Raw genomic sequence first — 13,996 nt, 5'->3', positions numbered from 1 at the left:
TATTGACTCGGATGATTCAGTTAGTCATTCTGACAGCCACTTACAATTCTGGCAATAAAATGATGAAAAATGAGCAAACTATCTGATTCTCTAGTGGAAATTTCAGTCCATTTTCCTGAAATCGATGCTTATCAGGCAAGCGCATTAGAGGAAGGCTTTACCAACCAAGTTTTTTTGCTGTCTCAAAATGGTTTACCGACATTGATTCTTCGTCTAGCTGACATTGATGAAGAGGCGTTTTATATCAATCGTCAGGCTGAGTTAAAGGTGATGAGCGAAGCGGCGTCATTTGGTTTGTCTCCTGAGCTGATTTGGCAAAGTGGCCCAGTGGTTGTGACCCGCTTTGTTCCTCAGGCGTCTTTGGATTGGCAAGTCAATCATGTCGACCAAGACATTGAACGCATTGCGAAACAATTAAAACAGGCACATCAGCTCTCTTTGATTCAGCACGAATATCACGTCGAGCAAGTGATTGCGTTGTATGTCACGAGAATCAAAGCTCTGACACAAGATCCGGTGTTACAAGCGGAATCTGTGTATCTGCATGTGTTGTTGAATCAATTAGACATTCAACCCAGTGGTCTGCCTGCGGTACTTTGTCATAATGATCTTAATCCTAAGAATGTCTTGATGGATGAACAACGAATTTGGCTCATCGATTGGGAATACACTGGCGTTGGTGACCCTCTATTTGACCTAGCTGTGGTGGTGAAATCCCACAACTTAACGCGTCAACAAACGTTAGTTTTATTGGAGGCCTATCAACTAGCCTTACCGAGACAGCAAGCATTGAATTCTATAGAGAGATATTGTCGCGCTTATGCCTTAAGGGAAATGGCTTGGCTTCTGTTAAAATACTTACTGAATCCAACCGATACGTTATCGTTAGACTATTATTTTGAATTTAAAGGAACACCCAGTTTGAACCCTTTTATGACTCAACCGAGTGGTGCACAAAAATGACGACATGGATGACGTTAGAGAATGATTGGCAGGCCCAGTTAGCAGATGAGTTCAATCAAGATTATATGCTGTCACTACAGGCGTTTTTAGCTTCTCAGTCTGATGTTTCTGTATTCCCGGAAGAGTCTCTTTATTTAGCGGCGTTAAATCAGACAAGCTTTGAGCAAGTGAAAGTGGTGATATTAGGGCAAGACCCTTATCACGGTGAAGGGCAGGCGCACGGTTTATCATTTTCCGTGAAACCGGGCACGAAAGTCCCGCCTTCTTTGGTGAATATGTATAAAGAACTGCAGCAAGATTTGGGCATCAAACCTGCTAATCATGGCTATTTAAAAGCTTGGGCTGAACAAGGTGTGTTGTTATTAAACAGCGTGCTGACCGTCGAGGCTGGGAAAGCGGGTTCCCATCAGAATAAAGGCTGGGAAACCTTTACGGACAAAATCATAGCCTTACTTAACCAGCAAAAGCAGGGGGTTGTGTTTTTACTGTGGGGAAGTTATGCCCAGCAAAAAGGACGTTTCATTGATCGTCAGAAACATTGTGTATTGGAGGCGGTGCATCCTTCTCCTTTATCGGCCTATCGTGGTTTCTTCGGTTGTGGGCACTTTTCTAAGGCTAATGAGTATTTACGTCAGCAAGGGAAAAAGCCTATTGAATGGGCCTTAGAAGAGATTAAGCAAGATGATGAAGAAGAAGGGCAAATTCATTTGCCCTTCTGATGTGTTTGGCGGTGCCTAAGTAACGGTAAAACTCAGTCTGCGAAGGGCTGTTGATAAGGCAGTTCAATTAAATGAATCTCTGTCCCGTCAAGAAACAGCGCTGAAAAATCTGTGATATCTTGGTTGAGGATGATTTGCGCAATATGATCCTCGCCTATCTGCTCTACTGATAAGACTTGTCCAAGGTTTTTGCCTTCGCTATCAAGCAAGGTTTGCTGAGTATCTAGGTCACCTTGCCAGGTGGCCAGTGCCAATTGTTTTTTGGACTTGCCGCGATACTGCATACGAGCCACGATTTCTTGTCCTGTATAACACCCTTTCGTGAAACTGATACCGCCGGTTGTTTGCATGTTTATCCATTGGGGTAATAGGTTTTCACTTTGTTCAAGTTGGATCAATGGTCGAGCCGCTAATAAAGATAACCCAGAAAGTGTGGGATTACTTTCCTGGTGTTCAGTTTGGTTTGCTTGAGTAACATGCCAATAAATGTTGAAAGGGTAACTCAACAACTGCAACTGTATGCTGTCCATGTCGATTGCTATGGGGAGCTGTTCGGCAAATTGGTCTGTTTTGGTTGATTCATGGCTAACGGATAAGGTTTCCGTTATTTGAAACGCATTGGTCGCGTCCGTTAAGTCTGTTTTGAAGAAAACCGCGTATTTTTTTAGATGTGCCAAACTACTGGCAATTAAATCCTGACTCATTAGCATCAGTATTGAGTTGTCTTTTTGCAGCATGAAAAAGTTGCAGATGATGCGACCTTTGTTACTGCAAATTGCCCCGTATAAACCGACTTCTGCAGAAAGCTTGTTTATATCGCAAGTGGTTTGCCCTTGCAGGAACTTTTTTGCATCGGTTCCGGTGATGGAGATTACACCAATGTCATGTTTAGGGTAGGTCGCTGTAGCAGATAGATGTTTACTGACAAAATCGGATAACGCTAACATAATGGATTCCATTGGCGGTTGAGCTCAGTCGTGTCTAAAGTCCTATTCATGGTGTCGAGAAGGTGCTTTTTCAATGGCCTGAATTAGGTATCACTTTCCATATATTTATCTTTAATCGCGAGAATTTTAGGTAATTCCTGCTCTAACAAAGGCGGTAATGCTGGATCAAAATGTTGGCCGCTTTGTTGGTGGATGAAGTCAATTGCCTCTTTTACGGACCAGGCTTTTTTGTATGGCCTTTCACTGGTTAGTGCATCGAAAACATCCGCAATAGCCACAATGCGGCCTTCAATTGGAATATCATCACCTTTAAGTTGGTTTGGGTAACCGGACCCGTCCCATTTTTCATGGTGCGTCATGGCAACTTTTTGCGCTAATTCGATGAGGTAAGAGTTAGGGTTAGAGAGAATTTCCCCACCAATCAGCGCGTGAGTTTTCATGATCTCATATTCTTCTTCTGTTAATTTTCCAGGCTTAAGAAGAATGCTGTCGGCGATGCCTATTTTACCTATGTCGTGCATCGGTGCCGCGCGTTTCAAGTCTTCTGCGGCTTCTTCACAAAAGCCATAAGCCAAGGCAATGATTTTGGCATAATGACTCATACGCTGTACATGCATGCCTGTTTCATTGTCTTTGTATTCCGCGGCGCGACCAAGACGTTGGATCAGGTCAATGTGAGTCGCCAGCAATTCATCCGCCTTGATGAGCGATAAATGCGTTTTGACTCGTGCAAGGACAACCGCAGGAATAATTGGTTTAGTGATGTAATCCACTGCGCCGACCTCGAAGCCTTTTGTTTCATCTATGCTGTCTTTTAATGCAGTGACAAAGATGACAGGAATATTTTGAGTGTCAGTATTGCTTTTTAGTTTGACACACACTTCCAGCCCTGTCATATCGGGCATCATGATATCGAGTAAGATAAGGTCGATATTTTCTTTGTCAACCAGCTTTAGAGCGTCGGTTCCTGAGGTGGCAAAAGATAAGCGATAGTGGTCTTGTAGTACTTGTTTCAACACACGTAAGTTTGTTGGCTCATCATCAACCAGTAGAATTCTGGGTTGTCTATGTTTCTGATTTGGCATTAAATCTCCAACTCACTCATCATTTCTTTAATCGCAGTTAAACTTTCCATCGCAGAATGAAAGTCAAAGTTTGCCACTGCTTTATTCGCTTCTAAAGCATGGGTTTTCATGGATTTTGGCACTTGATTAAGTAGCTTTTCTAAGCCGTCGTCATCAATTTCACCAAGGTTAACACCTTCAATCAGATCTTCAATCAAAGGCAGTAACGGCTCATCAGAAGCGTTCTTATCTTGCTGATCTGTATGTTCTTCTAATTCGTCTTGATGCTCATTCTGTAAACTCTGTAATTCCTGGTTAAAGTCAAAAAAATGATTAATCAACTCATCAATTAGTTGTTGAATGGCTGGGGCGTTCTGTTGTTTGGCTTCCTTTTCGAGCGCTGCCATATTATTGGAAAGACAAAGTAAGGCTAAATTGCCAGACGTACCTTTTATGCTGTGAGCTAAGGCCATTATGGTTTGATATTGCTTTTGTTCCAGCAGTGCGTTGAGTTGCTCAATTAACTGTTTGTGTTGTTCAGAGAACTTATTAAGTTCGGATAAATACAAAGGCAGCTCCATCCAAAGGGATAAGCCTTTGTTGATGTTAATCTGTTTTGTTTTCTGTTCGTCAACAACCGCATTTGCTGCCTCTAGTTCAGAAGTGTCTAGACTTAACACTCTGGCCATTTCCATGGTTAAAGCATGTACGTCAATTGGTTTGTTGGCAAAACCATCCATACCTGCCTGTTGAGCTTCCACTTTATCTTCCATAAGCACGTTTGCGGTTAGGGCAATGATTGGCGTTCTTGGACGTTGGTTTTGTTGTTCAAACTGACGGATGGCTTGTGTGGCTGATAGGCCGTCCATGTTTGGCATTTGAATGTCCATTAATACTAAATCTGGCGCAACACTTTGATATTTAGTAAAAGCTTGGTGTCCATCTTGTGCGACTTCTATGACATGACCCTGACGCTTCAAGATTAAAGTTAGCAAGGTTAAGTTTTGCTCTATGTCATCGGCTAACAGAATGGTTTTTGGCGTGATATGAGGCAAATGAGAGGCTTTGGACTCAGGCAGTGCTGTTGAAGCTTCGAGCGGAAGATCAAAGTAGAAACAACTGCCAATTCCGATTTCACTAGTGACATGAATGTCTCCGCCCATCAGCTGAACCAATTGTTTGGATATGCTCGTTCCTAGTCCTGTACCACCAAAGCGTCGGCTCATTGAAGCGTCGGCTTGGGTGAAGGGGTCAAAAATGTGTTCTAAACGAGACGTTTCAATACCAATTCCTGTATCTTCAATTTGGAAACGAATTTGGTTATCTTTCTGTTTAGTAACCGTTAAAGTAACAGAGCCTTGTTCAGTGAACTTAATGGCATTGCCGAGGATGTTCATCAAAACTTGACGAATTCTATCTTCTGCTCCGCGATAAGCTTTAGCAAGATCAGGGGCAATTTGGAAATTGAGGTCCAGTCCTTTGCTTTTAGCTTGTAGCCAAAGGGTAGAAATTACGGTGTCAACCATAGCGGATAACTCAAACACTTGAATGTCGAGATCCAGCTTGTTTTTTTCGAGCTTCGCGCTGTCTAGAATGTCATTAAGTAGGTGCAGTAAAGAGCGAGCGGATTTGCTAATAGTGGCAAGGTGCTTTTTATTATCAGGTGTGACATCAGACTCTAAAAGTATGTCTGAGAAGCCAATGATGGCGTTCATTGGCGTACGAATTTCGTGACTCATATTGGCAAGAAAGAGAGCTTTAGTCTCGGCAGATGCTTCGGCTTTTTCTTTAGCAAGACGCAAATCGTCTTCCATATGTACGCGATCCGAAATATCCAATAATACACCGTCAATCCATTCAGGTTTATCGTCATCGTTAAAGATGATGGTGCCATTTTCCATGACCCAAATGTAATGCCCTTTTTTATGACGTAATCGATATTCGATGTTGTAACTTCTGTGTTGCTGAATGGCGATCTGAAGGTTTTGATCAATCATGTTAGTGTCTTCAGGATGCAAAAGTGCTGCAAGGGTTACTTTTTTATCGTAAAAGTCCTGAGCGTTCCAGCCTGTTAATTCGACAATGGCCTCACTGACAAAAATGACACTCCAGTCATCATCAAATAAGCAACGGAAGGTCGCACCTGGAATGTTTTTGATTAAAGAGCTGTATTGTTTTTCGCTCTTTTTAACGGCTTCTTCCATCTGTTTGCGTGCTGAGATATCACTGATAAAGCCAACAAATAACGTTTCCTGTCCGGGAATTTCCACTCGACCAATGCCTAATCGAACAGGGAAAATGGTGCCATTTTTATGAGTGGCTTCAATTTCTCTATCAGACCCTGTTAGTACGGTGGTGCCATGCAAACGAAAGCTATTCAATGCTTGCTCAAACTCATTTGCGTACTTTTTAGGAAATAGTTGTTTAATGGAGTGAGCTAAAATATCCGCTTCATCCCAACCAAAGATCTTTTCAGCAGCTCTATTAAACTCGCGAATAATGCCTTGGCTATCTATCGTAATAATGCCATCAACAGCGGTATCTAGAGTGGTTTTTAGTCTTACTTCACTGGCCGTTTTTTCCATTAATAGCTGGCGGTAACGTAATTGGGAGGCAATGTTAGCGGCTAGAATGGATAATAATAAGGTAATGATGGCGACGACTAACGACAGATAACTGTTGGCATTATCAGACATAGCTGACATGTCCATGTCGCCATGAGGAATAAATTTGGCGCCTGCCATTCCTGTATAATGCATCCCAGAAATGGCCAATCCCATAATAAAAGCGCTAACGGCACTGACTTGTTTTTCTGACAGCGTAGGGAAGAGCTTGCCTATTTTGTAGTGGGTTGAAAGGGCAATAAAAGCCAATACAACCGCAACCGCAATGGAGGTAGTAAATAGCCAAGGGTCGTATTTCAGGTCGACGTGCATTTCCATGGCTTCCATTCCAATGTAATGCATAGTACCAATGCCACCACCGACAATTACACCACTTTGTAGTAATTGCCAAAGGGTTAAATCTGGTTCGATGAGTTTATTCAGTGTGACGTAAGCAGCGAAGATACAGGGGATAACAGAAATTAAGGTCAGTACAGGATCATAACTAACGGAATGACCCATATCGAAGGCCAGCATGCCGACAAAGTGCATACTCCAGATGCCACCAGCCATAATAAAGGCGCCAGAAATTAGGGCAATTTTTCGATACTTTTCAACAACAATGTATTTGGCAATGGAAGCAAAGTGTAGCGCAAAGAAAGAGGCCATACTGGCAAGGGCTAATGAAAGCAACACGAGTAAGTAGTTATATTGACCAATAGCAAAAGAACCTGTCTCTTGCTGCAAAATGAAAAAATGATTTAACCACTCAGACAAAGTAAAACCCACCGCAACCATAGGATATAAATTTAATTTATATAGGATGCCATAAACAGTGTTAAAGCCAATGGTAAATTGACGAAAAATGCGCAAATAAATGTATTTACGCTTACTTTTACCCAATATAAACAAATTTAGTGATCAGTACAGTAACGAGTTTCTAAGGTCGTGTTGTTTAATCGTAAGTTTAACGTTAAGTGTTTGATTGTTCTGTAACGATCGGCAGTATATTGGTTTTAGTGTTCAAGCTGCTCTGGCTACGGAAGTCTCTTGGGGTAACGCCTTTTAATTCGTGAAAACGTCGGTTGAAATTAGCCACATTATTAAAACCTACCTGAAAGCAAATATTAGCGATTTGCTCATCGGTTTCGGTCAGTAAATTGCAGGCTCGGCTAATACGAACACGGTTAACGAATTCAATAAATCGGTTTCCGGTGGCCTTTTTGAAGAAACGCGAAAAGTGGCTGTCTGACATGCCGATTAGGCTTGAAACGTCTGCTAAGGAAATGTCTTGATCGTAGTTTTGGGTAACATAATCGACCACAGTGTTGATTTTTCGTTGTAGGGTTTCATTGGATTTTAAATCAATTTGAACCGTAGATAGCAGACGATAATCTGCACTTTGAGTAAGGTGTTGAAGCAATGGTAATGCAAGCATGAGACGAGTTAATCCACTTGACTCACGGACAGCTTCAAAAGTCTTGCGAATGTACTGATGATCAATGTTTAAAAATTCTATGCCGGATTTAGCTTTGGAGAGTAAAGGCAATATTTCGGCTAATTCCGGAATGGTTTCCAAGCCAAGGGAAAAAGATTCATGGTCAAAGCGTATGATCATGTCACGTAATTCTACGGCGCTCTGATCATTTTGGCAGATCCAATTATGCGGTAATCTTGGTCCGGTTAAGATTAACTGGCCGGCCGAATAATTGCCAATGTAATCGCCAATAAATACCTTACCCGATGTCGCCACAATATAATGCAATTCATAATCATCATGGGCATGCCAACGAATTAAGTCACTTGGATAACCGTGCTCTTGATAACGAATGGTGCCGTGATCTTCGACAATTTCATATTCTGGAGTAAGACGCTTGGCCGTATTTGGCATATTATTGTCCTGCAGTATGTATTCTCGCCATATATTATTATAGCGACCGTCTGATCTTACATACAAATAAGGAGACCAGACGGTGGCCATTTGTCAGGCGAGTGATTGGTTAAAGTCCATAATGGCTTTGGTTAAATCCTCTTTAAACTGTGGGTGTTTCTCAATGATTTCTCCCCATAAAAATGGGTGGTTAACAAAGGCTTCTATACCTTGATCATCATCACTGAAGCGGCTTAATTCAGCAATGCTTGGTTCGTGATAGGAGAAGGCAATTTGCTCTTTTTTTATGGCCTGTAAGAAGCAATACCAGCTGGCGATGCCTTTCAAGGTCTGATTTGGCGTATGGCCATTTTGATAGCTTGCTAACAAGGTTGGAAATACGAATACAGGAAATTTGGCATAACCGTCACTGCAAATCCTTTCGATGGTATCGCCAATGTTTTCGTTGCTAAATCGTTCGCCAATGGTTTTCGCATAAGAGGGTAAATCCACCACAGACTCACCAATGGCAGGGATGACATCCTGTTCAATAAAGTCATTAAAATATTGACTGAGTTGGGCATCTTTCATCGCTTGATCAAAGTATGTGAGGCCTTTTAGGGCCGCTTGATAAGTGATGCAAGTATGACCTGCATTGAGGATTCTAATTTTTGCCTCTTCAAAGGGTTCAACGTCTTTTACCACTTGTACACCAACTATTTCCAGTGGTGGTTTTTCCCCCGCAAAATTGTCCTCCACAACCCATTGAATGAAGTCTTCTCCCATGACCGTCATGGTGTCGTTTAAGCCAAAGCGTGTATTAACATCGTTCATGTGGAGCGAGCTGGGTTTCGGAGTAATGCGATCAACCATTGAGCAGGGGAAAGAGACATTCTGTTCCAGCCAAGCTGCCAGTTGAGTATCCTGCATGGCTTGGACAAACTGCATAAGACCTGTTTTAAGCAACAGACCATTATGTCGTAAGTTATCACAGCATAATAAGGTGATTTTCCCTGCAGACGTTTGACTGCGGCGTTTTAATCCCGAATATAAAAAGGCGTACAATGTGTGTCTTTCACCCGATAGATCGGCTTTTATGGCTGGATGATCTAGCATCAATTGATGATTTTCATCCAAGTAGTAACCTCCTTCAGTTACCGTACTTGTCACCAACTGGATGCTAGGATCCATCATCGCGTCATCGACCTGATCTGGTGTTTTTGAGCCGTCAATTTGACGTACCAGTGAGCGAATGTGGTCATATTCAGTGGCACCAGCAGCGCTGACCGTTTTCAGAATGTACTCACCGTCTTGCGCCATCAATTGTTCAAAATAATGACTGTCTTGTGGCCGAATATTGACCCCAATGATACCCCAGTGAGCCTGAGAAGCGTGCCCCAGTATTCGATCAAAAAAGACCGCTTGATGTGCTCTGTGAAAGGCCCCAACGCCAAGATGAATGACGCCAGCTTTGACGTCAGTTTTTTGGTAGGTCTGACAGTTTAGCTGGGCTTGATTTTGGCTGGCTTGAAGAAAATTCGTCATATCATTCACCTTCAGTACTGGCAGAAATCACTCGGTCCTGATCGTTCAACAGAATCATTTCATCGACTTCGAGCTGGATATGAACTTGCTGTCCATCGGCTAAATCGATGCGAGCAGAAGCTTTCACTATGATAGTTTGACCAGAAGACAGCAGAATATGAGCATAAGCCTCAGAACCAAGGTGCTCGACTAATTCGACTTTCCCTGTTAGATCCGCCTCTTGGTCGACCAAATGCATGTGTTCTGGGCGAATGCCCATAATGGTTTGATTAGACAAGTCTCCTGTTAAACGACTAGTAGGAAACGCAATCGACTTGCCTAGTAAGGTTAATTCGACGGCAGAATCCTGTTTAACCGCTTGATCAAGAGGAATGAGGTTCATCTTAGGAGTACCGATGAACTCTGCCACAAAGCGACTATTTGGTTGGCGATATAACTCAAGAGGGGTACCAACCTGTTCAATTTGACCTGCATTTAAGATCACCACACGGTCCGCCAATGTCATGGCTTCGACTTGGTCGTGGGTAACGTAAATCATGGTGGTGCCCAGTTTCTTGTGAAGGCGCGCTAGTTCAAGGCGCATCTGTACTCGCAAAGCCGCGTCTAAGTTAGACAGTGGCTCATCAAACAAGAAGACCTTGGGTTGGCGAACAATCGCACGACCAATCGCGACTCGTTGACGTTGACCACCAGATAACTCTTTTGGTTTACGTTCTAGTAAGGCGTCTAACTGAAGGGATTTAGACACGGATTGCACTTTTTCTTTAATTTCAGCATCTGGGGCTTTTGCAAGACGCAGGGCAAAGGATAAGTTATCTGCAACCGTCATATGTGGATAAAGCGCGTAAGACTGAAATACCATCGCTAGGTCACGTTTTGATGACGCCAGCTCTGTAATGTCTTTTCCATCCAGTTCAATCGCACCGCTTGAGCTGGTTTCTAGTCCGGCAATGGTTCTTAAAAGAGTGGATTTACCACAGCCTGATGGTCCAACGAAGACAATGAATTCACCTTCTTCAATTGTCAGGTTAATACCGCGAAGAGCGTGATAATCGTCGTAATGTTTTTGTAGATCTGTAATCGCTAAGTAACTCATAAGAAATCTTCCTAATTATTATTTTACGGCGCCGAATGTAAGGCCTTGAACCAGTTGTTTTTGACAGAACCAACCGAAGATAACGATCGGAGCGCAAGCTAATGTCGATGCCGCGGACAATTTCGCCCAGAAAAGACCTTCAGGGCTGGAGTAAGAGGCAATCATGGCAGTCAGTGGCGCGGCTTCTGAAGCCGTTAGGTTTAAAGACCAAAAGGCTTCGTTCCAACACAGAACGATGGAGAGCAAACCCGTCGATGAAATAGCACCGATAGACAAAGGCATGACCACTTTGACCATCTCATCCCATGGTGTTGCACCGTCCATACGAGCCGCTTCAAGGATTTCTTTTGGTAAATCTTTAAAGTAAGAGAACAGCATCCAGACAACGATAGGCAAATTCATCAAGGTAAAGATGATGATCAAACCCGTACGTGAATCGAGTAATCCATAATCACGGCTTAAAATGTAAATAGGGACGAGCACACCCACCGCAGGAAGCATTTTAGTGGAGAGCATCCACAACAAGATGTCTTTGGTCTTTTTGGTTGGGAAAAAAGCCATGGAATACGCCGCTGGAATGGCGATAGCAAGGGCGATTAGAGTCGAACCGAAAGATGTGATAACCGAGTTCATTGCATGATGCAAATAGTTACTTCTTTCCTGAACAATCTCAAAGTTCTCGAGTGTTGGCTCAAAGAACAAAGACGGCGGTACTGAAATGGCTTGTAGTTCTGTTTTGAAGGACGTGATAAACATCCAAAAAATAGGAAAGAACAAAGCCAAAGCGATCGTCCAAGCGAACAGGCCTGTTAGGACGGTACGTAATTTACGTTGTTGAGTCAGTTTCATGATTATTCCCTCACACCGTTAAGTTTTTGCCAACGGCACGAATTAAGAAGAAGGCAACAATGTTTGCTAGTAACACCGCAAATAAACCACCGGCAGAGGCAACGCCTACGTCATATTGAAGTAGAGCTTGGTTGTAAATGAGGTAAGCCAAGTTGGTACTGTCGTAACCTGGACCACCGCCAGTTGAGACGAAGATTTCAGCAAAAATGGCCAACAAGAAAATCGTTTCGATCATCACCACAACCGTGATAGGTCGCGCCAAGTGAGGCAAAGTTAAGTAACGGAAAATATGCCATCCCGTTGCGCTGTCCATCTGAGCGGCTTCTTTTTGTTCTGTGTCTTGAGATTGCAATGCTGTGACAAATACCAAAATGGCGAAGGGGAGCCACTGCCAACTGACCATGATGATAATGGAGGCGAGCGGGAAAGATGACAACCAGTCTATTGGCTCAAATCCCAGTGTTTCTGATATCCAAGCAAAAATGCCGTAGACAGGGTTCATCATCATGTTTTTCCAGATCAAGGCATTGACGGTCGGCATGATGAAGAAAGGGGAAATAAGCAACACGCGGACAATACCTTGTCCCCAAAATGGGCGATCAATCAGGGCGGACAATAACACGCCTAGCACCACGGTAATGATTAATACCGAAGCCAGTAGAATCAGGGTATTGGCGACCGCTGGAAAAAAGCCAGGATCGGTTAAGAAAAATTCAAAGTTCATCCAGCCGACAAAATTATTCTGACCTGGATACAACAAGTTGTATCGAATGGTTGAGAAATAAATCGTCATAGACAAAGGAACGATCATCCAGATCAATAGCAGGATGACAGAAGGCGCCATTAATAAGCGAGTGATTGAGCGCTTCATAGTATGATCTCTTATTATAAGCGTTAAATAATGCCTTTAATGGGCAAAACGAAAAGAAAAGATAGGACGTTATGCCCTATCTTTTTGCCTTAGAGGGCTAGTAGTAACCAGCTTGACGCATTTGGCGGTCTGCTGAGCGGTTAGCCGATTTCAAGGCTTGCTCAACGGACATAGTGCCAGACAGGGCACCTGAAACCATTTGTCCTGCTGTTGTTCCAATGGCTTGGAACTCAGGAATGGCAGCGAACTGTACACCCACATAAGGAGATGGTTTCATCGTACTGTCGTTTGGATTGGCAGAGTTAATGGCTTTTAACTCAGCTTCTGCAAAAACGGCGGCTTGCTGAAATTTCTCATTTTCATAGGTACTGGTACGAGTCCCTGTTGGTACCGCTGCCCAGCCGTTGGTTTGACCCACTAGATCAATGTACTGTTTAGAGGTTGCCCAGCGTACAAACGTTTGTGCAGCTTCGGCATTCTTAGTGGCAGCAGGAATACCAAGTGCCCATGCCCATAGCCAGTTCGCCCCTTTTTCAGTTACCGCGTAAGGGGATTGTGCGAAGCCGACTTTGTCATGCACTTTACTTTGTTTTGGATCCGTGACGAAAGACGCCGCAATCGTGGCGTCAATCCACATGCCGCATTTGCCTTCGTTAAATAAGGCTAGGTTTTCGTTAAAGCTGTTGCTGCTGGAACCTGGAGGGCCATATTTGCTCAATGTATCGACATAGAAGCTGACAGCATTTTTCCATTCCGCGCTTTCAAGTTGAGGCTTCCAGTTCTCATCAAACCAGCGAGCGCCAAAAGAGTTGGCAATGGTGGTCATGAGGGCCATGTTGTCACCCCAACCTGCCTTACCACGTAAACAGATGCCGTAAACGCCATTGTCTGGATCATGAACCGCTGCGGCAACATCACGAATGTGTGTCCAGCTGTCTCGGTCATTGATTTCCATGCCAGCGGCTTTCACTAGGTCTTTACGGTACATCACCATGGAGCTTTCACCATAAAAAGGCGCAGCGTACATAGTGTTATCGTAGGATAAACCACCGCGAATAGAAGGCAGAATATCATTTACATCATAATCGCCACTGGTATCGATTTCTCTTAACCAACCACGCTCACCCCAGATTGGTGCTTCATACATACCGATGGTCATGACATCGTATAAACCACTTTTATTGGCAATATCTTGAGTGACGTTTTGGCGGAGGACACCCTCTTCCAAAGTAACCCATTTGACTTTGATTCCAGGGTTGGCTTTTTCGAATTCAGGGGTCAATTTTTGCATTTCAATCATGTGGCCATTGTTTACGGTGGCCACCGTGATTTGGGTTTCTGCGAAAGCGCTTGCAGCCGTTAGGCAGGCCGCGACAGATACCGCACAAGAAAGGGGCGTTTTCGTAAGGCGTTGCATATAGGTTTCTCCCGTTGGAGTGACTTTTGTTTTTATATTCTTACCTAGTTAC

The 13,996-nt window shown here is 43.4% G+C and carries 11 protein-coding genes; 2 read left to right on the top strand and 9 right to left on the bottom strand.

The features are described 5' to 3' along the window. The first annotated feature begins 69 nt into the window (after window positions 1-69). Together ACHUFM_RS12355 and ung are read left to right on the top strand one after the other, a co-directional pair. Window positions 70-963, top strand: a complete 894-nt coding sequence (locus ACHUFM_RS12355) for a phosphotransferase (protein ID WP_394182538.1) — start codon at window positions 70-72, stop codon at window positions 961-963. Beyond that, the gene (gene ung, locus ACHUFM_RS12350; protein WP_394182537.1) at window positions 960-1,682 is read left to right on the top strand and encodes a uracil-DNA glycosylase; all 723 of its coding nucleotides are present in this window, start codon (window positions 960-962) and stop codon (window positions 1,680-1,682) included. Before ACHUFM_RS12355 ends, ung begins: the two co-directional genes overlap by 4 nt. Window positions 1,683-1,714: 32 nt before the next feature. Here ung and ygfZ read toward each other — a convergent pair whose 3' ends face one another. The 9 genes from ygfZ to ACHUFM_RS12305 form a co-directional block, all read right to left on the bottom strand. Then, window positions 1,715-2,629, bottom strand: a complete 915-nt coding sequence (gene ygfZ / locus ACHUFM_RS12345; protein WP_394182536.1) for a CAF17-like 4Fe-4S cluster assembly/insertion protein YgfZ — start codon at window positions 2,627-2,629, stop codon at window positions 1,715-1,717. Between the two features lie 83 nt (window positions 2,630-2,712). Next, window positions 2,713-3,714: an HD domain-containing phosphohydrolase gene (locus ACHUFM_RS12340; protein ID WP_394182535.1), complete on the bottom strand. Its 1,002-nt coding sequence runs from the start codon at window positions 3,712-3,714 to the stop codon at window positions 2,713-2,715. Continuing rightward, a complete protein-coding gene (locus ACHUFM_RS12335; RefSeq protein WP_394182534.1) occupies window positions 3,714-7,073 on the bottom strand; it encodes a PAS domain S-box protein in 3,360 nt (1,119 codons plus the stop codon). Before ACHUFM_RS12335 ends, ACHUFM_RS12340 begins: the two co-directional genes overlap by 1 nt. Window positions 7,074-7,269: 196 nt before the next feature. Beyond that, window positions 7,270-8,187 (bottom strand): helix-turn-helix domain-containing protein, encoded by a 918-nt coding sequence (locus ACHUFM_RS12330; RefSeq protein WP_394182533.1) that lies wholly within the window; start codon window positions 8,185-8,187, stop codon window positions 7,270-7,272. Window positions 8,188-8,280: 93 nt separating this feature from the next. Beyond that, window positions 8,281-9,711 (bottom strand): mannitol dehydrogenase family protein, encoded by a 1,431-nt coding sequence (locus ACHUFM_RS12325; protein WP_394182532.1) that lies wholly within the window; start codon window positions 9,709-9,711, stop codon window positions 8,281-8,283. Window position 9,712: 1 nt separating this feature from the next. Then, window positions 9,713-10,807 carry an ABC transporter ATP-binding protein gene (locus tag ACHUFM_RS12320; protein WP_394182531.1) on the bottom strand — a complete coding sequence of 365 codons (1,095 nt, stop codon included), beginning with the start codon at window positions 10,805-10,807 and terminating at the stop codon, window positions 9,713-9,715. Window positions 10,808-10,825: 18 nt separating this feature from the next. Beyond that, a complete protein-coding gene (locus tag ACHUFM_RS12315) occupies window positions 10,826-11,656 on the bottom strand; it encodes a carbohydrate ABC transporter permease (protein WP_063333193.1) in 831 nt (276 codons plus the stop codon). A 10-nt stretch (window positions 11,657-11,666) separates the two neighbouring features. Beyond that, window positions 11,667-12,527 carry a carbohydrate ABC transporter permease gene (locus ACHUFM_RS12310; protein WP_394182530.1) on the bottom strand — a complete coding sequence of 287 codons (861 nt, stop codon included), beginning with the start codon at window positions 12,525-12,527 and terminating at the stop codon, window positions 11,667-11,669. A 97-nt stretch (window positions 12,528-12,624) separates the two neighbouring features. Next, on the bottom strand, window positions 12,625-13,944 hold the full coding sequence (locus ACHUFM_RS12305; RefSeq protein WP_394182529.1) for an ABC transporter substrate-binding protein: 1,320 nt from the start codon (window positions 13,942-13,944) through the stop codon (window positions 12,625-12,627). Window positions 13,945-13,996 lie beyond the last annotated feature (52 nt).

The organism is Marinomonas posidonica, from assembly GCF_043643765.1.
Taxonomy (GTDB): domain Bacteria; phylum Pseudomonadota; class Gammaproteobacteria; order Pseudomonadales; family Marinomonadaceae; genus Marinomonas; species Marinomonas posidonica_A.
This window is presented reverse-complemented; position numbering and strand designations above follow the sequence as displayed.

Coding starts and splice junctions, on each gene's coding strand:
- ACHUFM_RS12355 (WP_394182538.1), top strand. CDS start 70: ATGAGCAAACTATCTGATTCTCTAGTGGAAATTTCAGTCCATTTTCCT.
- ung (WP_394182537.1), top strand. CDS start 960: ATGACGACATGGATGACGTTAGAGAATGATTGGCAGGCCCAGTTAGCA.
- ygfZ (WP_394182536.1), bottom strand. CDS start 2,629: ATGTTAGCGTTATCCGATTTTGTCAGTAAACATCTATCTGCTACAGCG.
- ACHUFM_RS12340 (WP_394182535.1), bottom strand. CDS start 3,714: ATGCCAAATCAGAAACATAGACAACCCAGAATTCTACTGGTTGATGAT.
- ACHUFM_RS12330 (WP_394182533.1), bottom strand. CDS start 8,187: ATGCCAAATACGGCCAAGCGTCTTACTCCAGAATATGAAATTGTCGAA.
- ACHUFM_RS12325 (WP_394182532.1), bottom strand. CDS start 9,711: ATGACGAATTTTCTTCAAGCCAGCCAAAATCAAGCCCAGCTAAACTGT.
- ACHUFM_RS12320 (WP_394182531.1), bottom strand. CDS start 10,807: ATGAGTTACTTAGCGATTACAGATCTACAAAAACATTACGACGATTAT.
- ACHUFM_RS12315 (WP_063333193.1), bottom strand. CDS start 11,656: ATGAAACTGACTCAACAACGTAAATTACGTACCGTCCTAACAGGCCTG.
- ACHUFM_RS12310 (WP_394182530.1), bottom strand. CDS start 12,527: ATGAAGCGCTCAATCACTCGCTTATTAATGGCGCCTTCTGTCATCCTG.
- ACHUFM_RS12305 (WP_394182529.1), bottom strand. CDS start 13,944: ATGCAACGCCTTACGAAAACGCCCCTTTCTTGTGCGGTATCTGTCGCG.